Here is a 22,181-nt window from a genome sequence, read left to right on the forward strand (position 1 = left end):
TGGAGAGATGGTGGAGGAGGCAAGGACCGGACTCGTCCGCGTGGCCACACCCTGACAGTCGGTGCTGACACTGCCGGCCTGTCTGAGCTTGCCTGAGCCCGACGGCGACACGGTCGAGACGTCAGGCGCGATTGGCCGGTGTGCAGCGGGCGTCGCCGGACGAGCCGAGGGCGACCAGTCTGCCGAGTGCCGGGCATCACGGGCAGACGCGCCTGCCGTGCCCGCCCCTCTCTTGATTAGGCTGGGGTGGGGCACCAGCGAGTACCCGGCACAGGGGGATGCGCGTTCCGGGGGTTACCCGGGGGACAGCCCGCGAGGAGAACGACAGCAACGGTCGCCCCAGCACGCCACGAGGGTGCTCGACCACACCAGGAGGCATTGTGAGCAGCGATCGGGACGGGATCCGCGGGGGCTGGGCGACGCCCGGCGATGATCAGCCCGACGCGGAGGCTGCCGTCGAGATGACGGGCGAGTTCACCATCGACTACGCGCCGCCTGCCTGGTACACGCAGAGCGCGTCCGGGGAATCGGGGAACTCGGGTGAATCGGGGTCCGATTCGTCCCAAGACTCCGGTTCCGGGCACTCCGGCGCTGCGGCCTCTCCGACCCCTCCGGCTCCCGCACCCGTCCCCCCGCCCCCTCCGGCCCCCGCGCCCGCCGCACCCTCCACCCCTGCGTCGTCGCCGACCCCGGAGTTCGGGCCCGGGCCGACTCCGCCCGCGCACACCGCTGCGCCGGCGCCCTTTGTGCCGCCCCCGCCGGTGCCGATGCCCGGCGTGCCGTTCACGCCGCCTCCGCCTGCTCCCGCGCCGGGAGTCGCGTTTCCGCCCGCCGCGCCGTCGGCCGGGGAGCACGGTGGGGTACCCAAGTTGCCTGAGGGGAGTGGGTTCGAGCCGCATCCGCCGGTCGCCCCCGTCCCGGACGCGGCGCCGGCGCCTCACGTGCCTCAGATCCATCAACCCCCGCAGGCGCCTCAGGCCCCTGAGCCCGCTCCTGCCCCGCAGGCACACGAGGAGGCCGAGGCCGGGAACGGGGACCTGGAGAGCGGTGCCACCATGCGTTTCTCGGCGGCCTCCCTGAAGCAGGAGATCGCTGACCGCGCGGCCGCCGCAGAGGCTGAGACGAAGGCCGGGACCGACGCCGGGGCCGACGCCGATGCCGAGTCTCGTGAGCCGGCCGAAGGCGGCTCCCCGGGAGCGCCGGAGGACGCCGGTGTCGTCGAGGACACCGGCGGTGGCACGCCGGACGGCGACAGCGACGCCGACGCGTCCACGGACGCAGCCGAGCCCAAGCTCGCGGACGGCACCGACGACGACGCTCCCGCCACCCCCGAGTCAGGCGAGGCCGTCGAGCCCACCGACGCCGACGCGACGACCCCGCGGGGCGACGCCGCCCAGGACAACGCCGCAGCCGCGCCGGCGGCACCCGATGCGCCCTCGGCCTGGACTCCCCCGCCCGCCCCGGACAGTGGCGTGCCACCGCTGCCGCCCACGTACCAGCCCGCGGCCCCGGCCCCCGCCGCCCAGTGGCCGGCACAGCCGCAGGCCCAGCCTCAGCAGCCGTACCCCAGCGCGCCCACGCCGCCGTCGGAGCCGCAGCCCACCGCTGCCCAGGGCCGGCCGCCCCTGCCTCCGCAGCAGCCGCCCGTTCCGCCTCAGCAGCACCCCGCCTGGCCGCCGACCCAGGCACCGGCTCCGCAGGGCCCCGCCGTCCCACAGCAGCCCACACCCGAGTCCCAGGCCGAACCGGGCTACGGCTTCCCCAACCCGAGCGCACCCAACCCGCAGCAGGGCTACGGCTTCCCCCACCCCGGCGCCCCCAACGCCCAGCAGGGCTACGGCTTCCCCCAGCCCCCGGCGCAGCACCAGGCGTCCGCCCAGCCCGGTGTGCCCGCCCAGCCCGGCGTGCCCGCGCAACCGGCGCAGCCCAACACCCCGCACCCTCAGCAGCCCCCCGCCGACGCCGCGCAGGGCCAGGCCCACGTCCCGCACCAAGGCCACGGCCTGCCCCAGCCCCAGGCCCCGGCGCAGCAGCACCCACAAGCGCCTCACGTTCCCCAGCAACACCCGCAACACCCGCAGCACCCGCAGCACCCGCAGCACCAGCAGCACCCGCACCAGCCGCACCAGCCGCACCAGCCGCACCAGCCGCACCAGCCGCAGCCTCAGCCTCCGGCCCCACCCACCGACCCCCGCCTCGGCACCGCCTGGCCGCAGCCGCTCCAGCACGACCAGCGTCAGCCCACCAACCCCGGTGCGGCGCCGCTCGGTTACACCGCGGCTGTCGAGCTGTCCTCCGACCGACTGCTCAACAACAAGAGGCAGAAGGCGAAGAGTGGGCGTCCGGCCGCCGCCGTGTCGCGGTTCAAGCTGGGCGCCAAGAAGGAGGAGGCGGAGCGGCAGCAGAAGCTGCAGCTGATCCGGACGCCGGTGCTGTCCTGCTACCGCATCGCCGTGATCAGCCTCAAGGGCGGCGTCGGCAAGACCACGACCACCACCGCCCTCGGCTCGACCCTCGCCATCGAGCGCCAGGACAAGATCCTCGCGATCGACGCCAACCCGGACGCCGGTACGCTCGGCCGACGGGTGCGCCGGGAGACCGGGGCCACCATCCGTGACCTCGTCCAGGCGATCCCGTACCTCAACTCGTACATGGACATCCGGCGGTTCACGTCGCAGGCCCCCTCCGGACTGGAGATCATCGCCAACGACGTCGACCCGGCCGTCTCGACGACCTTCAACGACGAGGACTACCGGCGCGCGATCGACGTGCTCGGCAAGCAGTACCCGGTCATCCTCACCGACTCGGGAACCGGCCTGCTCTACAGCGCCATGCGCGGTGTGCTCGACCTCGCCGACCAGCTCATCATCATCTCGACGCCGTCCGTGGACGGTGCGAGCAGCGCCAGTACGACGCTGGACTGGCTGTCCGCGCACGGCTACGCCGACCTGGTCTCCCGCTCGATCACCGTCATCTCGGGTGTGCGCGAGACCGGAAAGATGATCAAGGTCGAGGACATCGTGTCCCACTTCGAGACGCGGTGCCGGGGCGTCATCGTCGTCCCGTTCGACGAGCATCTCGCCGCCGGCGCCGAGGTCGACCTCGACATGATGCGGCCCAAGGTGCGGGAGGCGTACTTCAACCTCGCGGCGATGGTCGCCGAGGACTTCGTACGCCACCAGCAGATGCACGGCCTGTGGACCAGCGACGGCAACCCGCCCCCGGTCGCAGCCCCGCCGATGCCCGGCCAGCACTACCCCGGTCAGCCGATGCCCGGCCAGCCGGCACCGGAACAGCCCATGCCCGGACAGCCCATGCCCGGACAGCCCATGCCCGGACAGCCCATGCCCGGACAGCCCATGCCCGGACAGCCCATGCCCGGACAGCCCATGCCCGGTCAGTACGCCGCCCCCGGCCAGCCGTATCCGCCCCAGCCGGGCCACCCGGGGCAGCCGGCGTACCCGGGCTACCCGGCGCAGCCCGGCCAGCCCGCTCCCCCGCCACAGCAGGCCCAGCACCCGCAGCACCCGGAGCACCCGGAGCACCCGGGCTACGGCTACCCGCAGTCCGGCCGGCCCGAGGGGCCGCCGCCCCAGCAGTGACGAACGGCTGCCACGAGGCGGAGAGACGATGAAGGGCGGCCGGTGCCCACAAGCACCGGCCGCCCTTCGTGGCGTCAGAACGAGGCGCCGCCTACGACGCCGAACCGTCAGCCGCCGCGATCAGCTCCCGGCACTGCTTCACGTCCTCCGCCATCCGCTCCAGCAGCGCCTCAAGCGTGTCGAACTTCGCCTGCCCGCGCACGAACGCCAGGAAGTCGACGGCGACATGCAGCCCGTACAGATCCAGCCCCACGCGGTCGATGGCGTACGCCTCGACCGTGCGCTCGGTTCCGTCGAACTGCGGGTTGGTGCCCACGGAGATCGCGGCCGGCATGGCCTCGCCCGCCACCTCCAGCCACCCGGCGTAGACCCCGTCCGCCGGGATCGCGGTGTGCGGCAGCGTCTCGACGTTGGCCGTGGGGAAGCCCAGTTCGCGGCCGCGCTGAGCGCCCCGTACGACGACGCCCTCGACGCGGTGCGGGCGGCCGAGGATCTCCGCGGCGCCCGCCACGTCCCCTGCGGCGACCAGCCGGCGCGTCAGCGTCGACGAGAACGGCTCGCCGCCACCCGCCTCGCCCGACACGAACAGGTCGATCACCTCGACATCGAAGTCGTAGACCTTGCCCTGTTCGGCGAGGAACTCCACGTTTCCGGCGGCCCGGTGCCCGAAGCGGAAGTTGGGGCCCTCGACGACCGCCTTGGCGTGCAGCTTGTCGACCAGGACCTTGACCACGAAGTCGGCCGGCGACAGCTTCGAGAACTCCGCCGTGAAGGGGAGGATCAGCAGCGCGTCCACGCCGAGCTCGGCCATCAGGTCGGCGCGCCGGTGGTGCGGGGCGAGCAGCGGCGGGTGGCTGCCGGGGCGGACGACCTCGCTGGGGTGCGGGTCGAAGGTGACGACGACCGCGGGGACGCCCAGCTCGCGGGCGCGTTCCACAGCGTGCCGGATGATCAGCTGGTGCCCGCGGTGGACACCGTCGTAGGAGCCGATGGTGACGACGCTGCGCCCCCAGTCCTCGGGGATGTCCTCCAAGCCACGCCAGCGCTGCACTGTGACCGCTCCTCGAACCCGTGTCCGTCTATGCCTCTTACGCAGGTCTAAGGGTGCCATGCCGAAGGGGTCCGGCCCGCACCGGCATGGGGGCTGTGACCGGACGCACGTGCTCCCCCAGGTCATGCGGGGAGCCTTGCACCCGCCAGGCTCTCGATCATCCGGTGGGTACTGGGGCCGACCACCGCGGCCCACTCCTGTGGAGCGTCGTTCAGCCAGTGCGCGACGCGGGCGGCGAAGCCGGGAAGCTCGCGGCCGAGGTCGAGGAGCGCGCGGTCGAAGCGGGTGGCTCCCGCCGGAGTGCGGACGAGGAGCATGCCCGTGCGATGGACCAGGGCACGCAGTCCGTCCCCGCCGTGCCGGGCGGCGGCACGCAGCAGGGCTTCCAGGACGGGCGGGGCCTCCTCGTGGACGAGGAGGAAGTCGCACAGCTCGCGGCGCAGGGCGCGGGAGACGGTGGCACCGGGCGCGCCGAGAACGCCGGCGAGCGCCACCCTCAGCTCCTCGGGCCCGCCGTCCAGCAGGCCGGCGATCAGCGCGAACAACACGTCTCTGACATCACGGCACCGGTCGGCGCACCCGGCATCCACACCGCGGCACCGGTCCGCGCGCTCGACATCGACACCACGGCACCGGTCTGCGCCCCCGACATCGACACCGCGACGCCCGTGGCCGCCGCCCCACCCGCCACCGCCGCCGCCACCACTCCCCCGGTCCTCCCGCCCATCCCAGTGGTCCCACTCATCCCGCTCGTCCCGCCCGGAACCGACCACGCCCCGCCGCTCCGGGCACCCGCAACCAGCGTCCAGCCGCCCATCGACGTACGCGGCCACCGGCGCCGCCCATCCCACCCGCAGCGCCACGGCCTCCCGGACCACCTCGGCGACTCTCCGCGCCGTCACAGGGCGCCCCACACCGCCGGCCGCGAACAGCGCATCGGCGAGAGTGAACAGCGCCTCCCCCGTGTCCCCCTGCCGCAGCCGGGTCCGGAAGGCGTCGAGTACCGGCTCCGGGTGGGTCGCCAGGGCGGTCACCAGCGCGCTCGCGGGCAGCTGCGGATCACCGGCGGCGAAGTGCTCGACGGCCCGGGGCAGATACCTGGCCCGGGTGTGCGGATCGCGTACGAGAAGGGCGAGCGCCCCGCCGTGCAGCGCGCCGTCGGCCGGGCGGGCCAGCAGGGTGAGCGCGGCGTACCGCAGCAGCTCGCGATCGCTCTCGTCCCGTGTGTGCGGCGCGGCGCGCAGCCCGTACACCACGGCCGCGCCCCGCCACCCCGGCCGCTCGTCGTGCGCCCACCGTTCCACGGCCCGGCACACGGCGGAGGGCTCCTCCTCCGCGAGTACGCCGAGCAGTTCGTCGCCCCGCCGGTGCGCGCTGCCGGCCAGCGCATCCGTGAGGTCGTCAAGCGCCCGGTGCCGGTGCGTGTGCAGCAGCGCCTGCGCGGCCGTCGCCACGGTCGCGTGCGGGGCCGCCGGGAGCGCCCGTTCGTCGTCGAACCAGCGGGTGAGGTGCGGTTGCACGGCCTTCGGGTCGGCGGCGAGCAGTTGGGCGGCGGCGTCGAGGTACCGATCGCCGTCGGCCGGTCCGGTGTCGGCGAGGACCAGACGGCGCAGCAGGTCGAGGCGCTCGGCGCCGGCAAGGGCCGGCTCCCTCCAGAAGGCGGGCCCGAACTCCGCCGGCACGGGCCGTCCCCGCCGCCGCCAGTCGGCGATCGTCTCGGCGAGCAGCCGCAGCACCCGCAGATACGGCGTGGCGTCCGGCACCCGGCGCAGCGTCTCGCCGAGCAGCCGGGCCGCCCACCAGGAGCGCGGGTCGTCGTCCAGGGCGTGGAGCAGCTCTTCCAGGCGCACGGAGAGCCGGTGTGCGCCGTGCTGCCGCGCGAGCAGCAGCAGCGCCTCGACGACCGGGCCGATGCGATGGTGCGGGACGGGGTCCGGGTTCTCGGCGTCCGAGGCGGGATGGTGCACCAGCGCACGCAGTGCCTCGTCCAGATCGAGGTGGGTCCCCTGGATCCAGTCGGCGACCTCCTCGTGGGCGAAGCGGTACCCGGTCCCGGCGGGGACGAGTAGGCCCTCCGCCAGGACCGCGGACGCCCAGCCGGTGCCGCCGCCGAGCCGGGCCGGGGCCGGGCCCCACGGAAAGAGCTCCTCGAACGCGCCGCGGGCCAGCTCCCCCTGCCCGGACCCCAGGCTGCGCCGTGCGGCCTCGTGCACCTGTCCGGCCACCCTGGCCGCCAGCCGCCGTACGGCGCTGCCGTGCAGGCCGTTCCTGGCGGCGAGCCGTCGGGCCGTACGCAGGCACATCAGGTCCAGGTGGGCGGCGAGGACGTCGTGCCGGTCCAGCGGGCCCGTCCGCAGGGCGTCCGGGACGGCGCCGAGGACCTCGGCGAGGAGCCGGAGGGTGAGCGGGTGTCGGGCGTCAGGCCCGGCGAGGGCGTCTTCGGGGAGGCCGTGGCGGATCCGGGCGCGGCGGGCCTCGCCCTCGTCGAGGCCGCCCAGGGGGACACAGGGCGGCAGACCTGCGGGGCCGGCGCCGGGATGGTGCAGGCATTCCTCGGGGAATTCCGCCCCCGCCCGCTCCCAGTACTCCGCACGGCAGGCCACGACCAGACGCACCCCCTCCGCCCGCAGCCACCGCACGGTCCCCTCCGTCCAGGCGGGCAGAGCGCGGGCCAGCTCAGGTGGCATCTCCTCCGCACTGTCGAGCAGCAGGAGCAGTGGGCGGCCCGCGGCACGGGCGAGGGCGGCGAGGCGTTCCGGGCCGGTGTCACCGAGAGGCGCTCCGCCGCTCCCGCCGGGAAGGGCCATCGCGTCGAACCCGTCCGGGCACCTACCGCCGGCCCCCACCCCGTCATGCTGGGCGACCCTCACCGGAGGTCCAGCCCCGTCGTCCTCGGCCTCCACCTCTCCCGGAACAACCACCCCTCCGGGAACAGCCCCACCCCCAGTCACGGCCGCCCCTCCGGGAACAGCCCCACCCCCAGCCACCACCACACCCCGCGCCGCCCGGCTCAGCGCCCGCCGCACCGCGTCCGCCACCGACCGGTCCCCGTCCCGCAGATCGGCGCCCCGCAGCCGCACCGTGGGCGCCGGGCACGCACCCCTGCCGCGCCGGGCGGCGAGCGCCGCGAGTTCTGTCGTACGGCCGCTGCCCGGCGCCCCGACGAGCCCGAGGACGAGGGCCGGGCCCTCGGCGAAGGCCGCGAACTCCCGCACGACGGCGACCCGTTCGACAGGTTCGACGGTCTCGCCGCGCAGGGAGACAAGCCCCTCCTGCCCGGCCGACGCCTCCGCCGTCGCCGCGGTCAGTTCCAGCACGCCGCCAAGATTGAGATCGGCTCCGTACGCGGGCACCGCCGCCGCGTTGCGGGCGAGCACGGCGGCCAGTGGACCGCTCTCGGCCGGCCGCAGCGGCACGGCGAAGCCGCAGTCGCGGTGACCGGTGTGCAGCGCGGTCCCGAGCAGGGCGACCACGGCACCGGTGCCGGCGTCGACGACCGGTCCCCCGGCCGCCCCACCGCCCAGCCGCAGCGCGTCCCGCCCGGCCGTGCCGATCGCCAGTTCCAGCACGTCGTCGAGCTGACGGAAGCGGTCCGTGGCCGTGTACGTCACGCCCGACACCGCTCCCAGTACCCGCGCCTCACGCCAGCCGCCCGCGGCGATCCGCACATACGTGCCGGCCGCGACCCGGTCCCGCACGGTGATCGGCAGCGGCCGCACGCCGAGCTCCTCGGCGTGCACGAGGGCCAGGTCCCGCTCCGGCAGCGGGGTGACCGCAGCGGCGGGCACCACACAGCTGCGGGTCCCCGCGCACAGGACCAGACGGGTCAGTCCGTCGACAGCCTCGTGGCTGGTGAGGACGGTGCCGTGATGGTCGGCGACGAAGCCGGTACCGCGCGGGCGTCCGGCGAGATCGTGGATGCGGACGAGGCCGTCGTCGGCGGGGCCGGGCGCGCTGTCCTGCGGTGCGGTCCTCCGGTCCGGTACCACCATGGTCGAACCTCCCCGCCGTACCGCCGTACCTCTGTGCTCCGGCATCGACGGTAGGGGCGAGATGATCAGGGAAACAGCACGCCAGCCGAACGCGCCCCCCTGCACACCCCTGGTTCACTCCGAGCGCCCGCCTGAGCGGGTGAACGGACCGGGGTAGCTGGATACACCCTAGGGGTGGGGGAACCGATGGGGGGACCGTGGAGCGGCGGGAGTGCAGGACCCCGTGACCGCCGCTCCACGGGCAGGCGAAGGTGCGCCGTCAGCCGAAGACGGCGAGGCTCTTGGCCTTGCCCCGCTGCGCCTCCACGAGTGCGAGGAAGCGGCCCTCGGGATCGAATACGGCCACCGGCCCTGCCCCCGCGTACTCGTCGGGCATGTCGAGCCGTACGCCGTTCAGAAGCAGCCGGCCCCGTCTGCCGTCCACGTCCCAGCGCCGGAACGCGGCGGCGGCCGCCTCGGCGACCGGCATCACCGTCAGCTCCTCCTGGAGCTGGTCCAGGGTGCGGGCCGAGTCGAGCTTGTACGGGCCTACGCGCGTGCGGCGCAACGCGGTGAGGTGCCCGCCGACGCCCAGGTCGGCGCCCAGGTCACGGGCGAGGGCGCGGATGTAGGTGCCGGAGGAGCAGACCACCGACACGACCAGGTCGAGCACGGGGGTGCCGTCCTCGGCGACGGCGTCCCGGACGTCGTACACGCCGAACGACGAGATGGTGACGGGTCTGGCCGGGATGTCGAAGTCCTCGCCGTCCCGGGCCCGCTTGTACGAGCGCACGCCATTGATCTTGATGGCGCTGACCTTGGACGGCACCTGCATGATGTCGCCGGTCAGCTTGGCGATCCCCGCGTCGATGGCGTCCCGGGTGACCTTCGAGGCGTCCACCGACCCCGTGATCTCGCCCTCGGCATCGTCCGTGACGGTCGTCTGGCCCAGGCGGATCGTGCCCAGGTACTCCTTCTCGGTCAGCGCCAGGTGCCCGAGGAGCTTGGTCGCCTTCTCGACGCCGAGGACGAGGACGCCCGTCGCCATCGGGTCGAGGGTGCCGGCGTGGCCGACGCGGCGCGTCCTGGCGATGCCGCGCATCTTGGCGACCACGTCGTGCGAAGTGAAGCCCGACGGCTTGTCGACGATGACAAGGCCGTCGGGCGTGGTGTGCTTCTGGGTCATGCGCTGGTGTCGTCCTCGTCGTCACCCGGCTTCTTGTACGGGTCGGCGTCACCGGCGTAGGCGGCGCCCGCCGAGGCCTCGCGCACCTTCTCGTCGGACTCGCGGGCCTTGTCGAGGAGGTCCTCGATGGTCCGGGCGGTGTCCGGGAGCGCGTCGGCCACGAAGGTCAGCGTCGGCGTGAACTTCACGCCGGCCGCCTTGCCGACCTCGGAGCGCAGGACGCCCTTGGCGCTCTCCAGGCCGGCGGCCGCGGCCGTCCGCTCCTCCTCGTCCCCGTACACGGTGTAGAAGACGGTCGCCTCCCGCAGATCGCCCGTCACCCGGGTGTCCGTGATGGTGACGTGCGAGCCGAGCCGCGGGTCCTTGATCCCACGCTGCAGCTTCTGGGCCACCACCTCTCGGATGAGGTCCGCCAGCCTCTTAGCCCGCGCGTTGTCGGCCACTGGTCCGTCTCCCGTTCTTTCCTGATCTACGTTCTCTGGTCAGTCGTCGTCGCCGTGGAAACGGCGTCTCACCGACAGCAGTTCCACCTCGGGGCGTCCGGCGACCAGGCGCTCGCACCGGTCGAGCACGTCGCTGATGTGCCCGGCGTCGCCGGACACCATCGCCAGGCCGATCTGGGCCCTGCGATGGAGGTCCATGTGGTCCACCTCGGCCGCGCTCACCGCGTACTTCCGCTGGAGTTCCGCGACGATCGGGCGGACGACGGAGCGCTTCTCCTTCAGCGACCGTACGTCGCCGAGGAGGAGGTCGAAGGACAGCGTCCCCACAAACATGTATGCAACCGGTTCACCCGCCGGTCCGGGATCGACGGCCCCGCCGGCTGGAACGGGCGGGGACATCAAGAACGGTACCGCGCCCTCGCCGAGGGCTCGACCGGGTTTTGCCCGGGGTTGCCGGACAGCGGCAACCCCGTGGCAAACACGGTGGCCGACGGGCGCAAGACCCGTCGGCCACCGTCAGCCACCGGCCGTTACACCCGCGGCTTCTCCCGCATCTCGTACGTCGCGATGACGTCGTCGACCTTGATGTCGTTGAAGTTGCCGAGGTTGATACCGCCCTCGAACCCTTCGCGGATCTCGGTGACGTCGTCCTTGAAGCGACGCAGTCCCTCGATGTTGAGGTTCTCCGCGACGACCTTGCCGTCGCGGATGAGGCGTGCCTTGGTGTTGCGGCGCACCTCGCCGGAGCGGATGAGCACACCCGCGATGTTGCCCAGCTTGGACGACTTGAAGACCTCGCGGATCTCCGCCGTACCGAGCTCGACCTCCTCGAACTCCGGCTTCAGCATGCCCTTCAGGGCCGCCTCGATCTCCTCGATCGCCTGGTAGATGACCGAGTAGTAGCGGACGTCCACACCCTCGCGCTCGGCCATCTGCGCCGCGCGGCCCGCCGCACGGACGTTGAAGCCGATCACAATGGCGTCCGAGCCCATCGCCAGGTCGATGTCGGACTCCGTGACCGCACCGACGCCGCGGTGCAGGACCCGGATGTCGACCTCTTCGCCGACGTCGAGCTGGAGCAGCGAGGACTCCAGGGCCTCGACGGAACCAGAAGCGTCACCCTTGATGATGAGGTTGAGCTGCTGGACCTCGCCGGCCTTGAGCACCTTGTCCAGGTCCTCGAGGGAGACCCTGCGGGTGCGCTTGGCGAAGGCCGCGTTGCGCTCGCGCGCCGCGCGCTTCTCGGCGATCTGACGGGCCGTACGGTCCTCGTCGACCACCAGGAAGTTGTCGCCCGCGCCCGGGACGTTGGTCAGGCCCAGGACCTGGACCGGCGTCGACGGACCCGCCTCGGCGACGTTGTTGCCGTTGTCGTCGAGCATGGCGCGCACCCGGCCGTAGGCGTCGCCCACGACCATCGTGTCGCCGACGCGCAGCGTGCCTCGCTGGACGAGGACCGTCGACACGGCACCGCGGCCGCGGTCGAGGCGGGACTCGATCGAGATGCCCTGCGCGTCCTGGGCCGGGTTGGCCCGCAGGTCGAGCGAGGCGTCGGCCGTGAGGATCACGGCCTCCAGCAGCGAGTCGATGTGCAGACCCTGCTTGGCGGAGATGTCGACGAACATGGTGTCGCCGCCGTACTCCTCGGCCACCAGGCCGTACTCGGTCAGCTGACCGCGCACCTTGGTCGGGTCGGCACCCTCGACGTCGATCTTGTTCACCGCGACCACGATCGGCACGTCGGCCGCCTTGGCGTGGTTGAGCGCCTCGACCGTCTGCGGCATGACGCCGTCGTTGGCCGCGACGACCAGGATCGCGATGTCGGTCGACTTCGCACCGCGGGCACGCATGGCGGTGAACGCCTCGTGACCCGGGGTGTCGATGAAGGTGATCTTGCGCTCTTCGTCGTTGACCTCGGTCGCGACCTGGTAGGCACCGATGTGCTGGGTGATGCCACCGGCCTCGCCCGCGATGACGTTCGTCTTGCGGATGGCGTCGAGCAGGCGGGTCTTACCGTGGTCGACGTGACCCATGACGGTCACGACCGGCGGACGGACGACCAGGTCCTCCTCGGAGCCCTCGTCCTCGCCGAACTCGATGTCGAAGGACTCGAGCAGCTCGCGGTCCTCCTCCTCGGGGCTGACGATCTGAACCGTGTAGTTCATCTCGCTGGCCAGGAGCTCCAGCGTCTCGTCGGAGACGGACTGGGTCGCGGTGACCATCTCGCCGAGGTTCATCATGACCGCGACGAGCGACGCCGGGTTGGCGTTGATCTTCTCCGCGAAGTCGGTGAGCGACGCACCGCGCGACAGGCGAATGCTCTCGCCGTTGCCGCGAGGCAGCATCACACCGCCGACCGACGGGGCCTGCATGGCCTCGTACTCCTGGCGCCGCTGCCGCTTCGACTTGCGGCCACGGCGCGCGGGACCGCCGGGACGGCCGAAGGCGCCCTGCGTGCCACCACGGCCACCGGGACCACCGGGACGACCGCCGAAGCCGGGACGGCCACCGCCGCCACCGAAGCCACCGCCGCCACCACCGGGACCGCCGCCACCGGGACGACCGGCGAAACCGCCGCCGCCACCCGGACGGCCGCCACCGCCGCCGCCACCGGGACGACCGGCGAAACCGCCGCCGCCACCCGGGCGACCGCCACCGCCGCCGCCACCGGGACGACCGGCACCGGCCGGACCGCGACCGCCGCCGGGACCCGGGCGCGGGCCGGCAGCGGGACGCTGCGGCATCATGCCGGGGTTCGGACGGGGACCCGCGGGGCCGCCGCCGGGACGCGGGGCACCGCCCTGCGGACGCGGCATCGAGCCGGGGCTCGGACGGGAGCCCGGAGCCTGCGGACGCGGACCGCCGCCCTGGCCACCAGGACCCTGCGGACGGGGACCGGCACCGGGGGCACCGGGGCCACCACCGGGACGCTGACCCTGCGGACGGGGCGCCTGCGGGCGCGCCATGCCGGTGGAGCCACCGGAGGTGAAGGGGTTGTTACCCGGACGCGGGCCGGCCGGACGGGCACCGGGACGCGGCGCGGGAGCGCCGGGACGAGAGCCCTGGCCACCGGGGCGCTGGCCCTGGCGGTCCGGACGGTCCGGACGGTCCTGGCCACCGGGACGGGCGCCGCCGGGCTTGGGGGCACCGGGACGGGCACCGGCCGGCTTGGGGCCGGACGCGGCGGCCGGGGTCGGAGCCGCCGGCGGAGCGGTGAACTCCGGCGCGGCCGGGGCCGGGCGCGGCGCGGGCTTGGGGCCCGGCGTCGGACGCGGACCCGAGGACGGCGCGGGCGCCGGGGTGGCGGGAGCCGCCGGGGCCGCGGGAGCCGCGGGCTGCTGGGCAGCGGCGGGCTTGGGGGCGGCCGGCTTGGGTGCAGCCGGACGCGCCGCCTGCGCCGGTGAGGGCGCGCCGGGCTTGGGGGTGGCCTTCCTGGGGGCGGGCTTCGCGGCGGACTTGCCGTTGCCGCCGCCCTGCTGGAAGGCGTCAGTCAGTTTGCGTACTACGGGCGCCTCGATCGTCGAAGACGCCGATCGGACGAATTCACCGAGTTCCTGGAGCTTGGCCATGACGACCTTGCTCTCCACACCGAACTCCTTGGCGAGTTCGTAGACCCGGACCTTAGCCACTTCGCTCCTTTGAGGTCCGGGTTGCGGCCGGACCGTCGCTAGTTCATGGGCGTACTCATCGCGTACTCATCGAGTGCTCATCGCAATCTCGACCTGCTTTCGACTCGCGAGGTACCAGGCCGCACGGGGGGTTCCGTACGGCAAGCTTTCCTACCGTGTTGCCTGCTCGGCCACTGTCGTCCGCTCGACGTACCGGCGCAACGCCTTTGTGTCGGGCGCTCCCGGGGCGCGCAACGCCCGCGTGAACGCCCGGCGACGTATCGCCTGGTCGAGACAGACCAAGGCGGGGTGTACATACGCACCCCGGCCGGGCAGCGTACCGCGTGGATCAGGGACACATTCACCCTCGATCACCACGGTGCGCAGCAGCTCGGTCTTGGCCGCTCGCTCCCGGCACCCGACACAGGTGCGTTCCGGGCATGCGCGGGCACGCGTCCGGCCAGACACTGCTAAGTCTACCTCCCCGTAGCGACCTCACCCCTTTGGGGCAGAGATCGAACAGTTGCAGCGCGTATAACTGTCGTGATCCAACCCACTCGGGGCCGAGATCTATTCCCCCGGCTGTTCGGTGTCCGGACGGATGTCGATCCGCCAGCCGGTGAGCCGGGCCGCAAGCCGGGCATTCTGCCCTTCCTTGCCGATCGCCAGGGACAACTGGTAGTCCGGCACCGTCACGCGCGCGGAGCGCGCCGTCAGGTCAACGACCTCGACCTTGGACACCCGGGCGGGGGACAACGCGTTCGCCACCATCTCGGCCGGGTCGTCCGACCAGTCGACGATGTCGATCTTCTCACCGTTGAGCTCGGCCATCACGTTGCGCACCCGCCCGCCCATCGGGCCGATGCAGGCGCCCTTGGCGTTCAGGCCCGAACGGGTGGACCGGACGGCGATCTTGGTGCGGTGGCCGGCCTCACGTGCGATGGCGGCGATCTCGACGGATCCGTCGGCGATCTCCGGCACCTCCAGTGCGAACAGCTTCTTCACCAGATTGGGATGCGTACGGGACAGGGTCACCGACGGACCCCGGACGCCCTTGGCCACCCGTACGACGTACGACCGCAGCCGCATCCCGTGCGGATAGGTCTCGCCGGGCACCTGCTCCTGCACCGGCAGGATGGCTTCCAGCTTGCCGATGTCGACCAGCACGTTCTTCGGGTCGCGGCCCTGCTGCACCACGCCGGTGACGATGTCGCCCTCGCGGCCGGCGTACTCGCCTAGCGTGGCGTCGTCCTCGGCGTCACGCAGCCGCTGCAGGATGACCTGCTTGGCGGTGGTCGCCGCGATCCGGCCGAAACCGGACGGGGTGTCGTCGAACTCGCGGGGCTCCTGGCCCTCTTCGAGGTCCTCGGGGTCCTCCTTCGCCCACACGGTCACGTGTCCGGTCTCCCGGTTGAGCTCCACGCGCGCGTGCCGGCGGCTTCCCTCGGTGCGGTGGTAGGCGATGAGGAGGGCCGCCTCGATCGCCTCGACCAGCAGGTCGAAGGAGATCTCCTTCTCCCGGACCAAGCCCCGCAGGGCGCTCATGTCGATGTCCACGGCTACGCCTCCTCTTCCTTCTTGTCCTTGCGGCTGAACTCGACCTGGACGCGCGCCCTGGCGATGTCGCCGAAGGCAAGCCTGCGCGCGGTGGGCTTGCGCCCCTTGACCCCGGGCACCTCCAGCTCGACGCCCTCGTCGTCGACGGTGAGGATCCTGGCGACCAGCTCGCCGCCCTCAGCCAGCTGGAAGCCGACCAGCCGGCCCGTGGCGCGCACGTAGTGGCGGTGCTGTGTGAGGAGGCGCTCCGCGCCCGGGGTTCCCACCTCGAGGGTGTATTCGCCCTCGCCCATCGCGTCCGTCTCGTCGAGCTTCGCCGAGAGCGCACGGCTCACATCGGCGATCTGGTCGAGATCCGCCCCGGAATCGGAGTCGACGACGACGCGCAGCACTCTTTTGCGTCCGACCGAGTCCACCGCGATCTCTTCGAGATCCAGGCCCTGGGAGGTGACGAGCGGTTCGAGCAGTTCTCGCAGCCTCTCGCTCTGGGTGGTGCTCATCCGGGTGACTCCTCGGCCGCGTGTGCTGTTGTGGGAAGGTCGCGTGTCTGGTGAAAGGGTATCCGGTCCGGGACGGTGATGCCGTCCACCTGGGTCTGTGCGGTGCCGATGAGTGGACTCGGACACGTGCGCGGGTACCGTGATCACGGGCGAGCCGCCCGGTCCCTTCGTACGAGCCTTCGAGGACGTCAGCCGTGCCGTATTCCCTGCCGCCGCGCATGCCCTCGGGGCCGCGCAGAAGGACCCTGCTCGCCTCCGCCGCGGGCACCGCCCTGCTCACCGGCTGCTCCGGGGGCACCGAGGGCCCGGGCACCACGGGCGGCAGCCCGTCGGCCGCCGCCCGGGCACGCGCGCGTGCGGCCCGGGACAGCGACGGGCTGGTCGCGCGGTACGACGCCGTGATCGCCGCCCATCCCGGCCTCGCGGAGCGGTTGCGGCCGCTGCGGGACGCGGCGGTGCGGCATGCGGAGGCGTTCGGGGGCGTCGTGACCACCTCCCCGGCTCCGGCCTCCCCCACCCCGGCGGCAACCGGCCCGGGCTCCCGGAACGTCTCCTCGACCGTCCCGGACACCGAGCGGGCCGCCCTCGCCGAGCTGGCCGCCACCGAGCAGGCGCTCGCGGACCGGCGGGCCGAGGCACTGCTCGGCGTGCCGGGCGAGCTGGCGCGGCTGCTGGCGTCGGTCGCGGCGGCCGGGGCGGCGCACGCGTATCTGCTCACGAAGGGTGAGGGCAAGGCATGAGCGAGGCGAAGGACGGGGAGCTGCGTGCCCTGCAGGCGGCGCTGGCGGCCGAGCACGCCGCCGTGTACGGATACGGCGTGGTCGGCGGGCGGATCGGCAAGGAGCGGCGCACCGAGGCACGGGCCGCGTACGACGCCCATCGCGCCCGGCGGGACACCCTGGCACGCCAGGTGCGCGCACTGGGCGCCGAGCCGGTGGCCGCCGCCGCCGGGTACGCGCTGCCGTTCGAGGTGACCGACCGGGAGACGGCCGTACGGCTCGCCGCCGAACTGGAGGAGCGCCTGGCCGGTGTCTACTCCGACCTGGTGCGGGCGGGCGGCGACGGGCTGCGGGGCACGGCCGCGGCCGCGTTGCGGGAAGCGGCGGTGCGGGCGGTGCGCTGGCACGGCCGGAGCGTAGCCTTCCCTGGGCTCGCCGAGCGGGCCGGTGCCGCCTCGGCGCCGGCGACACCGACGGCGTGACGCGTACCGGAAGGGGACATCTCGCGTATGGCTTTCGAACCGCCGCAGCGGCTGGTCAGGGCGCTCGGTGAGACGGCGGCGGCCGGTGACGACTGGCTGGAGAAGCTGGCCGGGACGGTGCAACAGGCCGTTGCTCTACGCGAGTTGACCGTGGAACGGGTGCAGGTGCCGGGCGGCAGGAGCAGCCTGGTGCTGCTGGTGCGGCGGGCGGACGGCACCCCCGCGGTGCTGAAGCTGGCCCCGCCGCGGGCGCGTCCCGGCAGCGAGCGTGCCGCGCTGGCGCACTGGGGCGGTCTGGGCGCCGTACAACTGCTCGAACCTGCCGGTGAGGAGGGTGCGCTGCTGCTGGAGCGGCTGCATCCGGAGGTGTCGGTGCGGTCGCTGCCCGAGGCGAAGGCCCTGCTGGAGGCGGCGGGGACACTGCGGAAGCTGTGGGTGGCGCCCCCCGAGGGGCATTCCTTCGAGACCGTGGCCGCGCGCACCGGGCGGCAGGCGGAGGCGATGCGGGCGAGCGCCGACGCGGACCTCGTTCCGCTGGTGGACGCGGCGCTCGCGGCCCGCGAGGAACTGCTGGCGGCGCCTCCCGAGCACCGGTTGCTGCACGGCACCTTCCGGCAGAGCAAGGTGCTTTCCGGGGACCGGATGCCCTGGCTGGCGGTCGGCCCGGACCCGGTGGTCGGCGAGTGCGCCTTCGACCTGGCGCGGCTCGTCCGGGACCGGGTGGAGGACCTGATCGCCACGCCGTCGGGCGCCTCGACGACCCGTCGGCGGGTGAAGCGACTCGCCGAGTCCCTCGACGTGGACCAGGAGCGGCTGCGCGGCTGGACGCTGTTCCGGGCCGTGGAATCGGGCGTCCGGGCCCGCCGGGTGGGCCGGGCTCAGGACTCGGAGCTGCTCCTGGAGTTCGCGGGCTGGCTCTGAACCTGGGCAAGCCCGCTCGCCCCGGACAGGGGGCCGGCCGGGCGATCGACTCATGGCCGCCGGCGGAGGCCGCGAGCCTGCCGGGAAGCGGGGCGAGCCCTTCGCGGCTCGCCCAGGATGGTGCCGGCCACCCGGGAGGCCGGACCTGGCGGGGCCCTCCCGACGTCCAGGTCGCATTGGGGTCAGGCGGACGATCCCCTCACAGCCGCCGCCGTGAGCCGGGCGGATCCTCGCGGCTCACCCCCCGTACGGGATCAGACGGACAGGCCGGCGTCGCCTCGCAGCCGCCGCCGGAGGCCACCGGCCCGCCGGGAACGGGGCACGCCCTTCGCGGCTCGCCCCGGACACGGGGTCACGCGGACGATCCCCTCACAGCCGCCGCCGTGAGCCGGGCGGATCCTCGCGGCTCACCCCCCGTACGGGATCAGACGGACAGTCCGGCGTCGCCTCGCAGCCGCCGGTGGAGGACGCGAGCCCGCCGGGAAGCGGGGCGAGCCCTTCGTGGCTCGCCCCGGGTGCGGGGTCAGGCGGTCAGGCGGGCGATCGCCTCGTCGACCGGGAGTTCCTCGCGCTCACCGGTCCTGCGGTCCTTGAGCTCGACCACGCCCTCGCCCGCGCGCCGCCCGGCCACCAGGATCTGCGGTACGCCGATCAGTTCGGCGTCGGTGAACTTCACGCCCGGCGACACCCCCGCGCGGTCGTCCACCAGGACGCGGACGCCTGCCGCCGCCAGCTTCCCGGCGACGTCCAGGGCGAGTTCGGTCTGCAGGGCCTTGCCCGCGGCGACGACGTGCACGTCCGCCGGGGCGACCTCCTTGGGCCAGCACAGGCCCTTGTCGTCGGCCGTCTGCTCGGCCAGGGCGGCGACCGCGCGGGAGACGCCGACGCCGTAGGAGCCCATGGTCACGCGGACCGGCTTGCCGTTCTGGCCGAGGACGTCGAGCTTCAGCGCGTCCGCGTACTTGCGGCCCAGCTGGAAGATGTGACCGATCTCGATGGCACGGTCGAGCTTGAGCCCGGTGCCGCACTTCGGGCAGGGGTCGCCCTCCTGCACCACCACGACGTCCACGTACTCGTCGACCTCGAAGTCCCGGCCCGCGACGACGTTCTTCGCGTGCATGCCCTCCTTGTTGGCACCCGTGATCCAGGAGGTGCCGGGGGCCACGCGCGGGTCGGCGACGTACGTCACCTTCTCGCCCAGGCCCTGCGGGCCGACGTAGCCACGGACCAGGTCCGGGCGCTGCGCGAAGTCCGCCTCGGTGACCATCTCGACGACCGCCGGGGCGAAGTGCGCCTCGACCTTGTCCAGGTCGACCTCGCGGTCACCGGGCACGCCGACGGCGACGATCTCGCCGGCCACCTTCACGAGGAGGTTCTTCAGGGTGGCGGAGGCCGGGACGCCGAGCGAGGCCGCGAGGGTCTCGATGGTCGGGGTGTCGGGGGTGGGGATCTCCTCGGCGGCCGGGACGCCGGACGCGTCCACCGGCTTCAGCTCGTAGGTGATCGCCTCGGTGTTGGCCGCGAAGTCGCAGTTGGGGCAGTCCGCGAAGGTGTCCTCGCCGGCGTCGGCCGGGGCGAGGAACTCCTCCGACTTGGAGCCGCCCATGGCACCGGCGGTCGCGGCACAGATGCGGTAGTCGAGGCCGAGCCGCGTGAAGATCTTCTGGTAGGCCTCGCGGTGCAGGGCGTACGAGTGGGCGAGGCCCTCGTCGGCGAGGTCGAAGGAGTAGGAGTCCTTCATCAGGAACTCACGGCCGCGCAGGATGCCCGCGCGCGGACGGGCCTCGTCCCGGAACTTGCTCTGGATCTGGTAGAGGATCACCGGCAGGTCCTTGTAGGAGGACGCCTGGTCCTTCACCAGCAGGGTGAAGATCTCCTCGTGGGTGGGGCCGAGCAGGTAGTCGCCGCCCTTGCGGTCCTTCAGCCGGAACAGCTCCTGGCCGTACTCGTCCCAGCGGCCGGTCGCGTCGTACGGCTCGCGCGGCAGCAGCGCGGGGAGGAGCACCTCCTGGGCGCCGATGGCGTCCATCTCCTCGCGGACGATCCGCTCCACGTTGGCGAGGACCTTCTTGCCCAGCGGCAGCCAGGACCACACGCCGGCGGCGGTACGGCGGACGTAGCCGGCGCGGACGAGCAGCTTGTGGCTGAGGACCTCGGCGTCCGCCGGGTCGTCGCGCAGAGTCTTCGCCATCAACTGGGACATGCGCTGGACCGATGCGTTCGCCATGGTTCTCGTACTCCTGCTGCGTAAGGGTGGTGCCAAGGAGGTTAGCCGGGCGGTACGGGACGGTGGAAATCGGTTATCGGCGCAGCGGCAGCGGGGCGCCCATCACGGCGTAGGGCATGGGGGCGCTGGGGAAGTGCACCCGGCGGGCGAGGTCCTGGTAGCCGAGGGAGTGGTAGAGGCCGCGGGCGGGGCTGTCGGTGTCGATCGCCGAGAGGATGGAGCGGGGCTCGGTCGCCGTGTCGGTGATCTCGGTGATGAGCGTCCGGCCGATGCCACGGTTCTGGTGGCTCGGGTGCACGTGCAGCTCGGTGATCACGAACGAGTCGTCGAGCCAGTCGTCGTGGCTCTGGGCGCGGAGGTAGGGCTCCACGACGGTGGACCACCAGTGGCCGCGGTCGTTCGGCATGCCGTAGACGAAGCCCACGAGGCGACCCTCGTCGGTGGCGCCGAGGGCGCGGGCGCCGGGGTAGGTCATGTGGCGCAGGACGATCTGGCGGCGGACGGCGACTTCGTCGGGGCCCAGGCCGAAGGCCGCGGCTTGGACTGCGAGGGCTTCGTCAATGTGGGCGGGGAGATCCAGGGGGCCGATGACGAGGTCCATGGCGGGGAGCTTACAGGGGGGTTTCGGTGGTACGCGGGGTGCGGGTCGTCGTCGGCCGGTCCCGCACAGGCGGCGCGGCGGCCGTCGACAGGCCCCGCCTCGGGCGGCGTTGCCGCCGGCGCCCACCAGGCGCGCACCGCTAGAACAGCACGCTCATGAAGGCGCCGACCTCCTGGAAGCCGACCCTGCGGTACGTCCGCCTCGCCGCCGTGTTGTAGTCGTTGACGTACAGGCTGACCACGGGGGCGACGTCCGCGAGGGCGTAGCGGAGCACCGCCGCCATACCGGGTGCCGCCAGGCCCTTGCCCCGGTACTCGGGGGCCACCCAGACGCCCTGGATCTGGCAGGCACGGTCGGTCGCCGCGCCGATCTCCGCCTTGAAGACGACCTTGCCGTTCTCGTCGAGGCGGGCGAAGGAGCGGCCGTAGCCGACGAGTTCGGCGACGCGGGCCTGGTAGAGCAGGCCGCCGTCGCCGGCCAGCGGGGAGACGCCGACCTCCTCGGTGAACATCGCCACGCACGCCGGCATGATCGTCTCCATCTCGTCCTTGCGGATGCGGCGGACGGAGGGGTCCGGGACGATGCCGGCGGGCATGCGGTCGGTGACCATGAGGGGCTGGTGGGCGCGGACCTCGCGGGCGGGGCCCCACTGGGGTTCCAGGAGGCGCCAGAGCGCGGCCGTGGGTTCGGCGGGGCCGACCACGGAGGAGCAGCGGCGGCCCGCCCGGCGGGCGCGGTCGGCGAAGGCGCGGATGGCGCGAGGGGTGGCGCAGATGGGAACGAGGTTGGCGCCCGCGTAGCAGAGGGACGTGAGCATGCCGTCCTCGTACCAGCCCCACATCTCGCCGCCGAGCCGCCACGGGTCGAGGCCTGCGACCTGGACCCGGGAGGTCACGAAGGCGTTGGCCACCGGCTCGCGGTCGAGGACGGAGAGCGCGGCGTCCAGGTCGCTCGGTTCGAGGACCCGGGAGGTGGTCTGGGTCAACACGGGCGGGGCCTCACGGGGTGGGGTCTGCTGATCTCCGCACTGTACCTGCGGAAGCTGAGCCGTGCCGCCCCGCGTCCGGTGCCGCTCGATGCGAGGTGCGCGCCCGCCGGGCCGAGTGGTTCGCGTGACCGGGCGGGCGCGCGTCACGTGCGCCGGGTCGCCCGGTTCCCGCGCCCCTGTGCGGCGTTCGTCAGCCCGCCACCGAGACGGACGGCTCGCCCGAGGTGACGCCGTCCGCCTCCATCTGCTCGGCCAGCTTCATGGCCTCTTCGATCAGCGTCTCGACGATCTTGGACTCGGGAACGGTCTTGATGACCTCGCCCTT

General features: G+C 73.3%; 16 protein-coding genes and 1 pseudogene. 4 read left to right on the plus strand and 13 right to left on the minus strand.

Features of this window, described 5'->3' with window-relative positions; genetic code table 11:
* Positions 1–380: 380 nt before the first annotated feature.
* The gene (locus ACIHCM_RS36315) at positions 381–3,602 is read left to right on the plus strand and encodes an SCO5717 family growth-regulating ATPase (protein ID WP_399905942.1); all 3,222 of its coding nucleotides are present in this window, start codon (positions 381–383) and stop codon (positions 3,600–3,602) included.
* Between the two features lie 91 nt (positions 3,603–3,693).
* On the opposite strand, the gene ACIHCM_RS36320 is transcribed toward ACIHCM_RS36315, so the two are convergent.
* From ACIHCM_RS36320 to rimP, 9 genes are all read right to left on the minus strand, one after another.
* Positions 3,694–4,653, minus strand: coding sequence for a bifunctional riboflavin kinase/FAD synthetase (locus tag ACIHCM_RS36320; RefSeq protein ID WP_399905945.1), 960 nt, complete (start codon positions 4,651–4,653; stop codon positions 3,694–3,696).
* A 122-nt stretch (positions 4,654–4,775) separates the two neighbouring features.
* Complete coding sequence (locus tag ACIHCM_RS36325; RefSeq protein WP_399905948.1) at positions 4,776–8,645, minus strand: trypsin-like peptidase domain-containing protein; 3,870 nt, start codon at positions 8,643–8,645, stop codon at positions 4,776–4,778.
* 259 nt (positions 8,646–8,904) lie between these two features.
* Positions 8,905–9,810, minus strand: a complete 906-nt coding sequence (gene truB, locus ACIHCM_RS36330; protein WP_399905951.1) for a tRNA pseudouridine(55) synthase TruB — start codon at positions 9,808–9,810, stop codon at positions 8,905–8,907.
* Positions 9,807–10,253 (minus strand): 30S ribosome-binding factor RbfA, encoded by a 447-nt coding sequence (rbfA, locus tag ACIHCM_RS36335; protein ID WP_399905954.1) that lies wholly within the window; start codon positions 10,251–10,253, stop codon positions 9,807–9,809. The genes truB and rbfA overlap by 4 nt, the downstream gene beginning before the upstream one ends.
* A gap of 39 nt (positions 10,254–10,292) precedes the next feature.
* The gene (locus tag ACIHCM_RS36340) at positions 10,293–10,586 is read right to left on the minus strand and encodes a DUF503 domain-containing protein (protein ID WP_385389418.1); all 294 of its coding nucleotides are present in this window, start codon (positions 10,584–10,586) and stop codon (positions 10,293–10,295) included.
* A gap of 197 nt (positions 10,587–10,783) precedes the next feature.
* Positions 10,784–13,882: a translation initiation factor IF-2 gene (infB, locus tag ACIHCM_RS36345; protein WP_399905958.1), complete on the minus strand. Its 3,099-nt coding sequence runs from the start codon at positions 13,880–13,882 to the stop codon at positions 10,784–10,786.
* A 150-nt stretch (positions 13,883–14,032) separates the two neighbouring features.
* Positions 14,033–14,329, minus strand: coding sequence for a YlxR family protein (locus tag ACIHCM_RS36350; RefSeq protein ID WP_399905961.1), 297 nt, complete (start codon positions 14,327–14,329; stop codon positions 14,033–14,035).
* A 102-nt stretch (positions 14,330–14,431) separates the two neighbouring features.
* Complete coding sequence (nusA, locus tag ACIHCM_RS36355) at positions 14,432–15,418, minus strand: transcription termination factor NusA (RefSeq protein WP_399905964.1); 987 nt, start codon at positions 15,416–15,418, stop codon at positions 14,432–14,434.
* A 2-nt stretch (positions 15,419–15,420) separates the two neighbouring features.
* Positions 15,421–15,918, minus strand: coding sequence for a ribosome maturation factor RimP (rimP, locus tag ACIHCM_RS36360; RefSeq protein WP_399905966.1), 498 nt, complete (start codon positions 15,916–15,918; stop codon positions 15,421–15,423).
* Between the two features lie 194 nt (positions 15,919–16,112).
* Between rimP and ACIHCM_RS36365 the strand changes: the two genes are divergently transcribed.
* From ACIHCM_RS36365 to ACIHCM_RS36375, 3 genes are read left to right on the plus strand one after another with little or no spacing between them, the layout of a single operon-like run.
* Positions 16,113–16,658: a hypothetical protein gene (locus ACIHCM_RS36365; protein WP_399905969.1), complete on the plus strand. Its 546-nt coding sequence runs from the start codon at positions 16,113–16,115 to the stop codon at positions 16,656–16,658.
* Positions 16,655–17,119: a ferritin-like domain-containing protein gene (locus ACIHCM_RS36370; protein ID WP_399905972.1), complete on the plus strand. Its 465-nt coding sequence runs from the start codon at positions 16,655–16,657 to the stop codon at positions 17,117–17,119. The genes ACIHCM_RS36365 and ACIHCM_RS36370 overlap by 4 nt, the downstream gene beginning before the upstream one ends.
* A gap of 27 nt (positions 17,120–17,146) precedes the next feature.
* Entirely contained in the window at positions 17,147–18,040 is an 894-nt protein-coding gene (locus ACIHCM_RS36375; RefSeq protein WP_399905975.1) for an aminoglycoside phosphotransferase family protein, read from the plus strand.
* A gap of 523 nt (positions 18,041–18,563) precedes the next feature.
* On the opposite strand, the gene ACIHCM_RS36380 is transcribed toward ACIHCM_RS36375, so the two are convergent.
* From ACIHCM_RS36380 to ACIHCM_RS36395, 4 genes and pseudogenes are all read right to left on the minus strand, one after another.
* Positions 18,564–20,267, minus strand: coding sequence for a proline--tRNA ligase (locus ACIHCM_RS36380; RefSeq protein ID WP_399905978.1), 1,704 nt, complete (start codon positions 20,265–20,267; stop codon positions 18,564–18,566).
* Between the two features lie 73 nt (positions 20,268–20,340).
* Entirely contained in the window at positions 20,341–20,868 is a 528-nt protein-coding gene (locus tag ACIHCM_RS36385) for a GNAT family N-acetyltransferase (protein ID WP_399905981.1), read from the minus strand.
* Between the two features lie 139 nt (positions 20,869–21,007).
* Positions 21,008–21,856 (minus strand): GNAT family N-acetyltransferase, encoded by an 849-nt coding sequence (locus ACIHCM_RS36390; RefSeq protein WP_399905983.1) that lies wholly within the window; start codon positions 21,854–21,856, stop codon positions 21,008–21,010.
* 190 nt (positions 21,857–22,046) lie between these two features.
* A pseudogene (locus tag ACIHCM_RS36395) lies at positions 22,047–22,181 on the minus strand (4-hydroxy-3-methylbut-2-en-1-yl diphosphate synthase); the annotation flags it as partial.

The organism is Streptomyces sp. NPDC052023 (assembly GCF_044548465.1).
Classification (GTDB): Bacteria; Actinomycetota; Actinomycetes; order Streptomycetales; family Streptomycetaceae; genus Streptomyces.

Excerpts from the sequence above, each read along its gene's own strand:
- ACIHCM_RS36325 (WP_399905948.1), bottom strand. The coding sequence starts at position 8,645 with ATGGTGGTACCGGACCGGAGGACCGCACCGCAGGACAGCGCGCCCGGC.
- rimP (WP_399905966.1), bottom strand. The coding sequence starts at position 15,918 with ATGAGCACCACCCAGAGCGAGAGGCTGCGAGAACTGCTCGAACCGCTC.
- ACIHCM_RS36375 (WP_399905975.1), top strand. The coding sequence starts at position 17,147 with ATGGCTTTCGAACCGCCGCAGCGGCTGGTCAGGGCGCTCGGTGAGACG.
- ACIHCM_RS36340 (WP_385389418.1), bottom strand. The coding sequence starts at position 10,586 with ATGTTTGTGGGGACGCTGTCCTTCGACCTCCTCCTCGGCGACGTACGG.
- truB (WP_399905951.1), bottom strand. The coding sequence starts at position 9,810 with ATGACCCAGAAGCACACCACGCCCGACGGCCTTGTCATCGTCGACAAG.
- ACIHCM_RS36370 (WP_399905972.1), top strand. The coding sequence starts at position 16,655 with ATGAGCGAGGCGAAGGACGGGGAGCTGCGTGCCCTGCAGGCGGCGCTG.
- ACIHCM_RS36380 (WP_399905978.1), bottom strand. The coding sequence starts at position 20,267 with ATGGCGAACGCATCGGTCCAGCGCATGTCCCAGTTGATGGCGAAGACT.
- ACIHCM_RS36385 (WP_399905981.1), bottom strand. The coding sequence starts at position 20,868 with ATGGACCTCGTCATCGGCCCCCTGGATCTCCCCGCCCACATTGACGAA.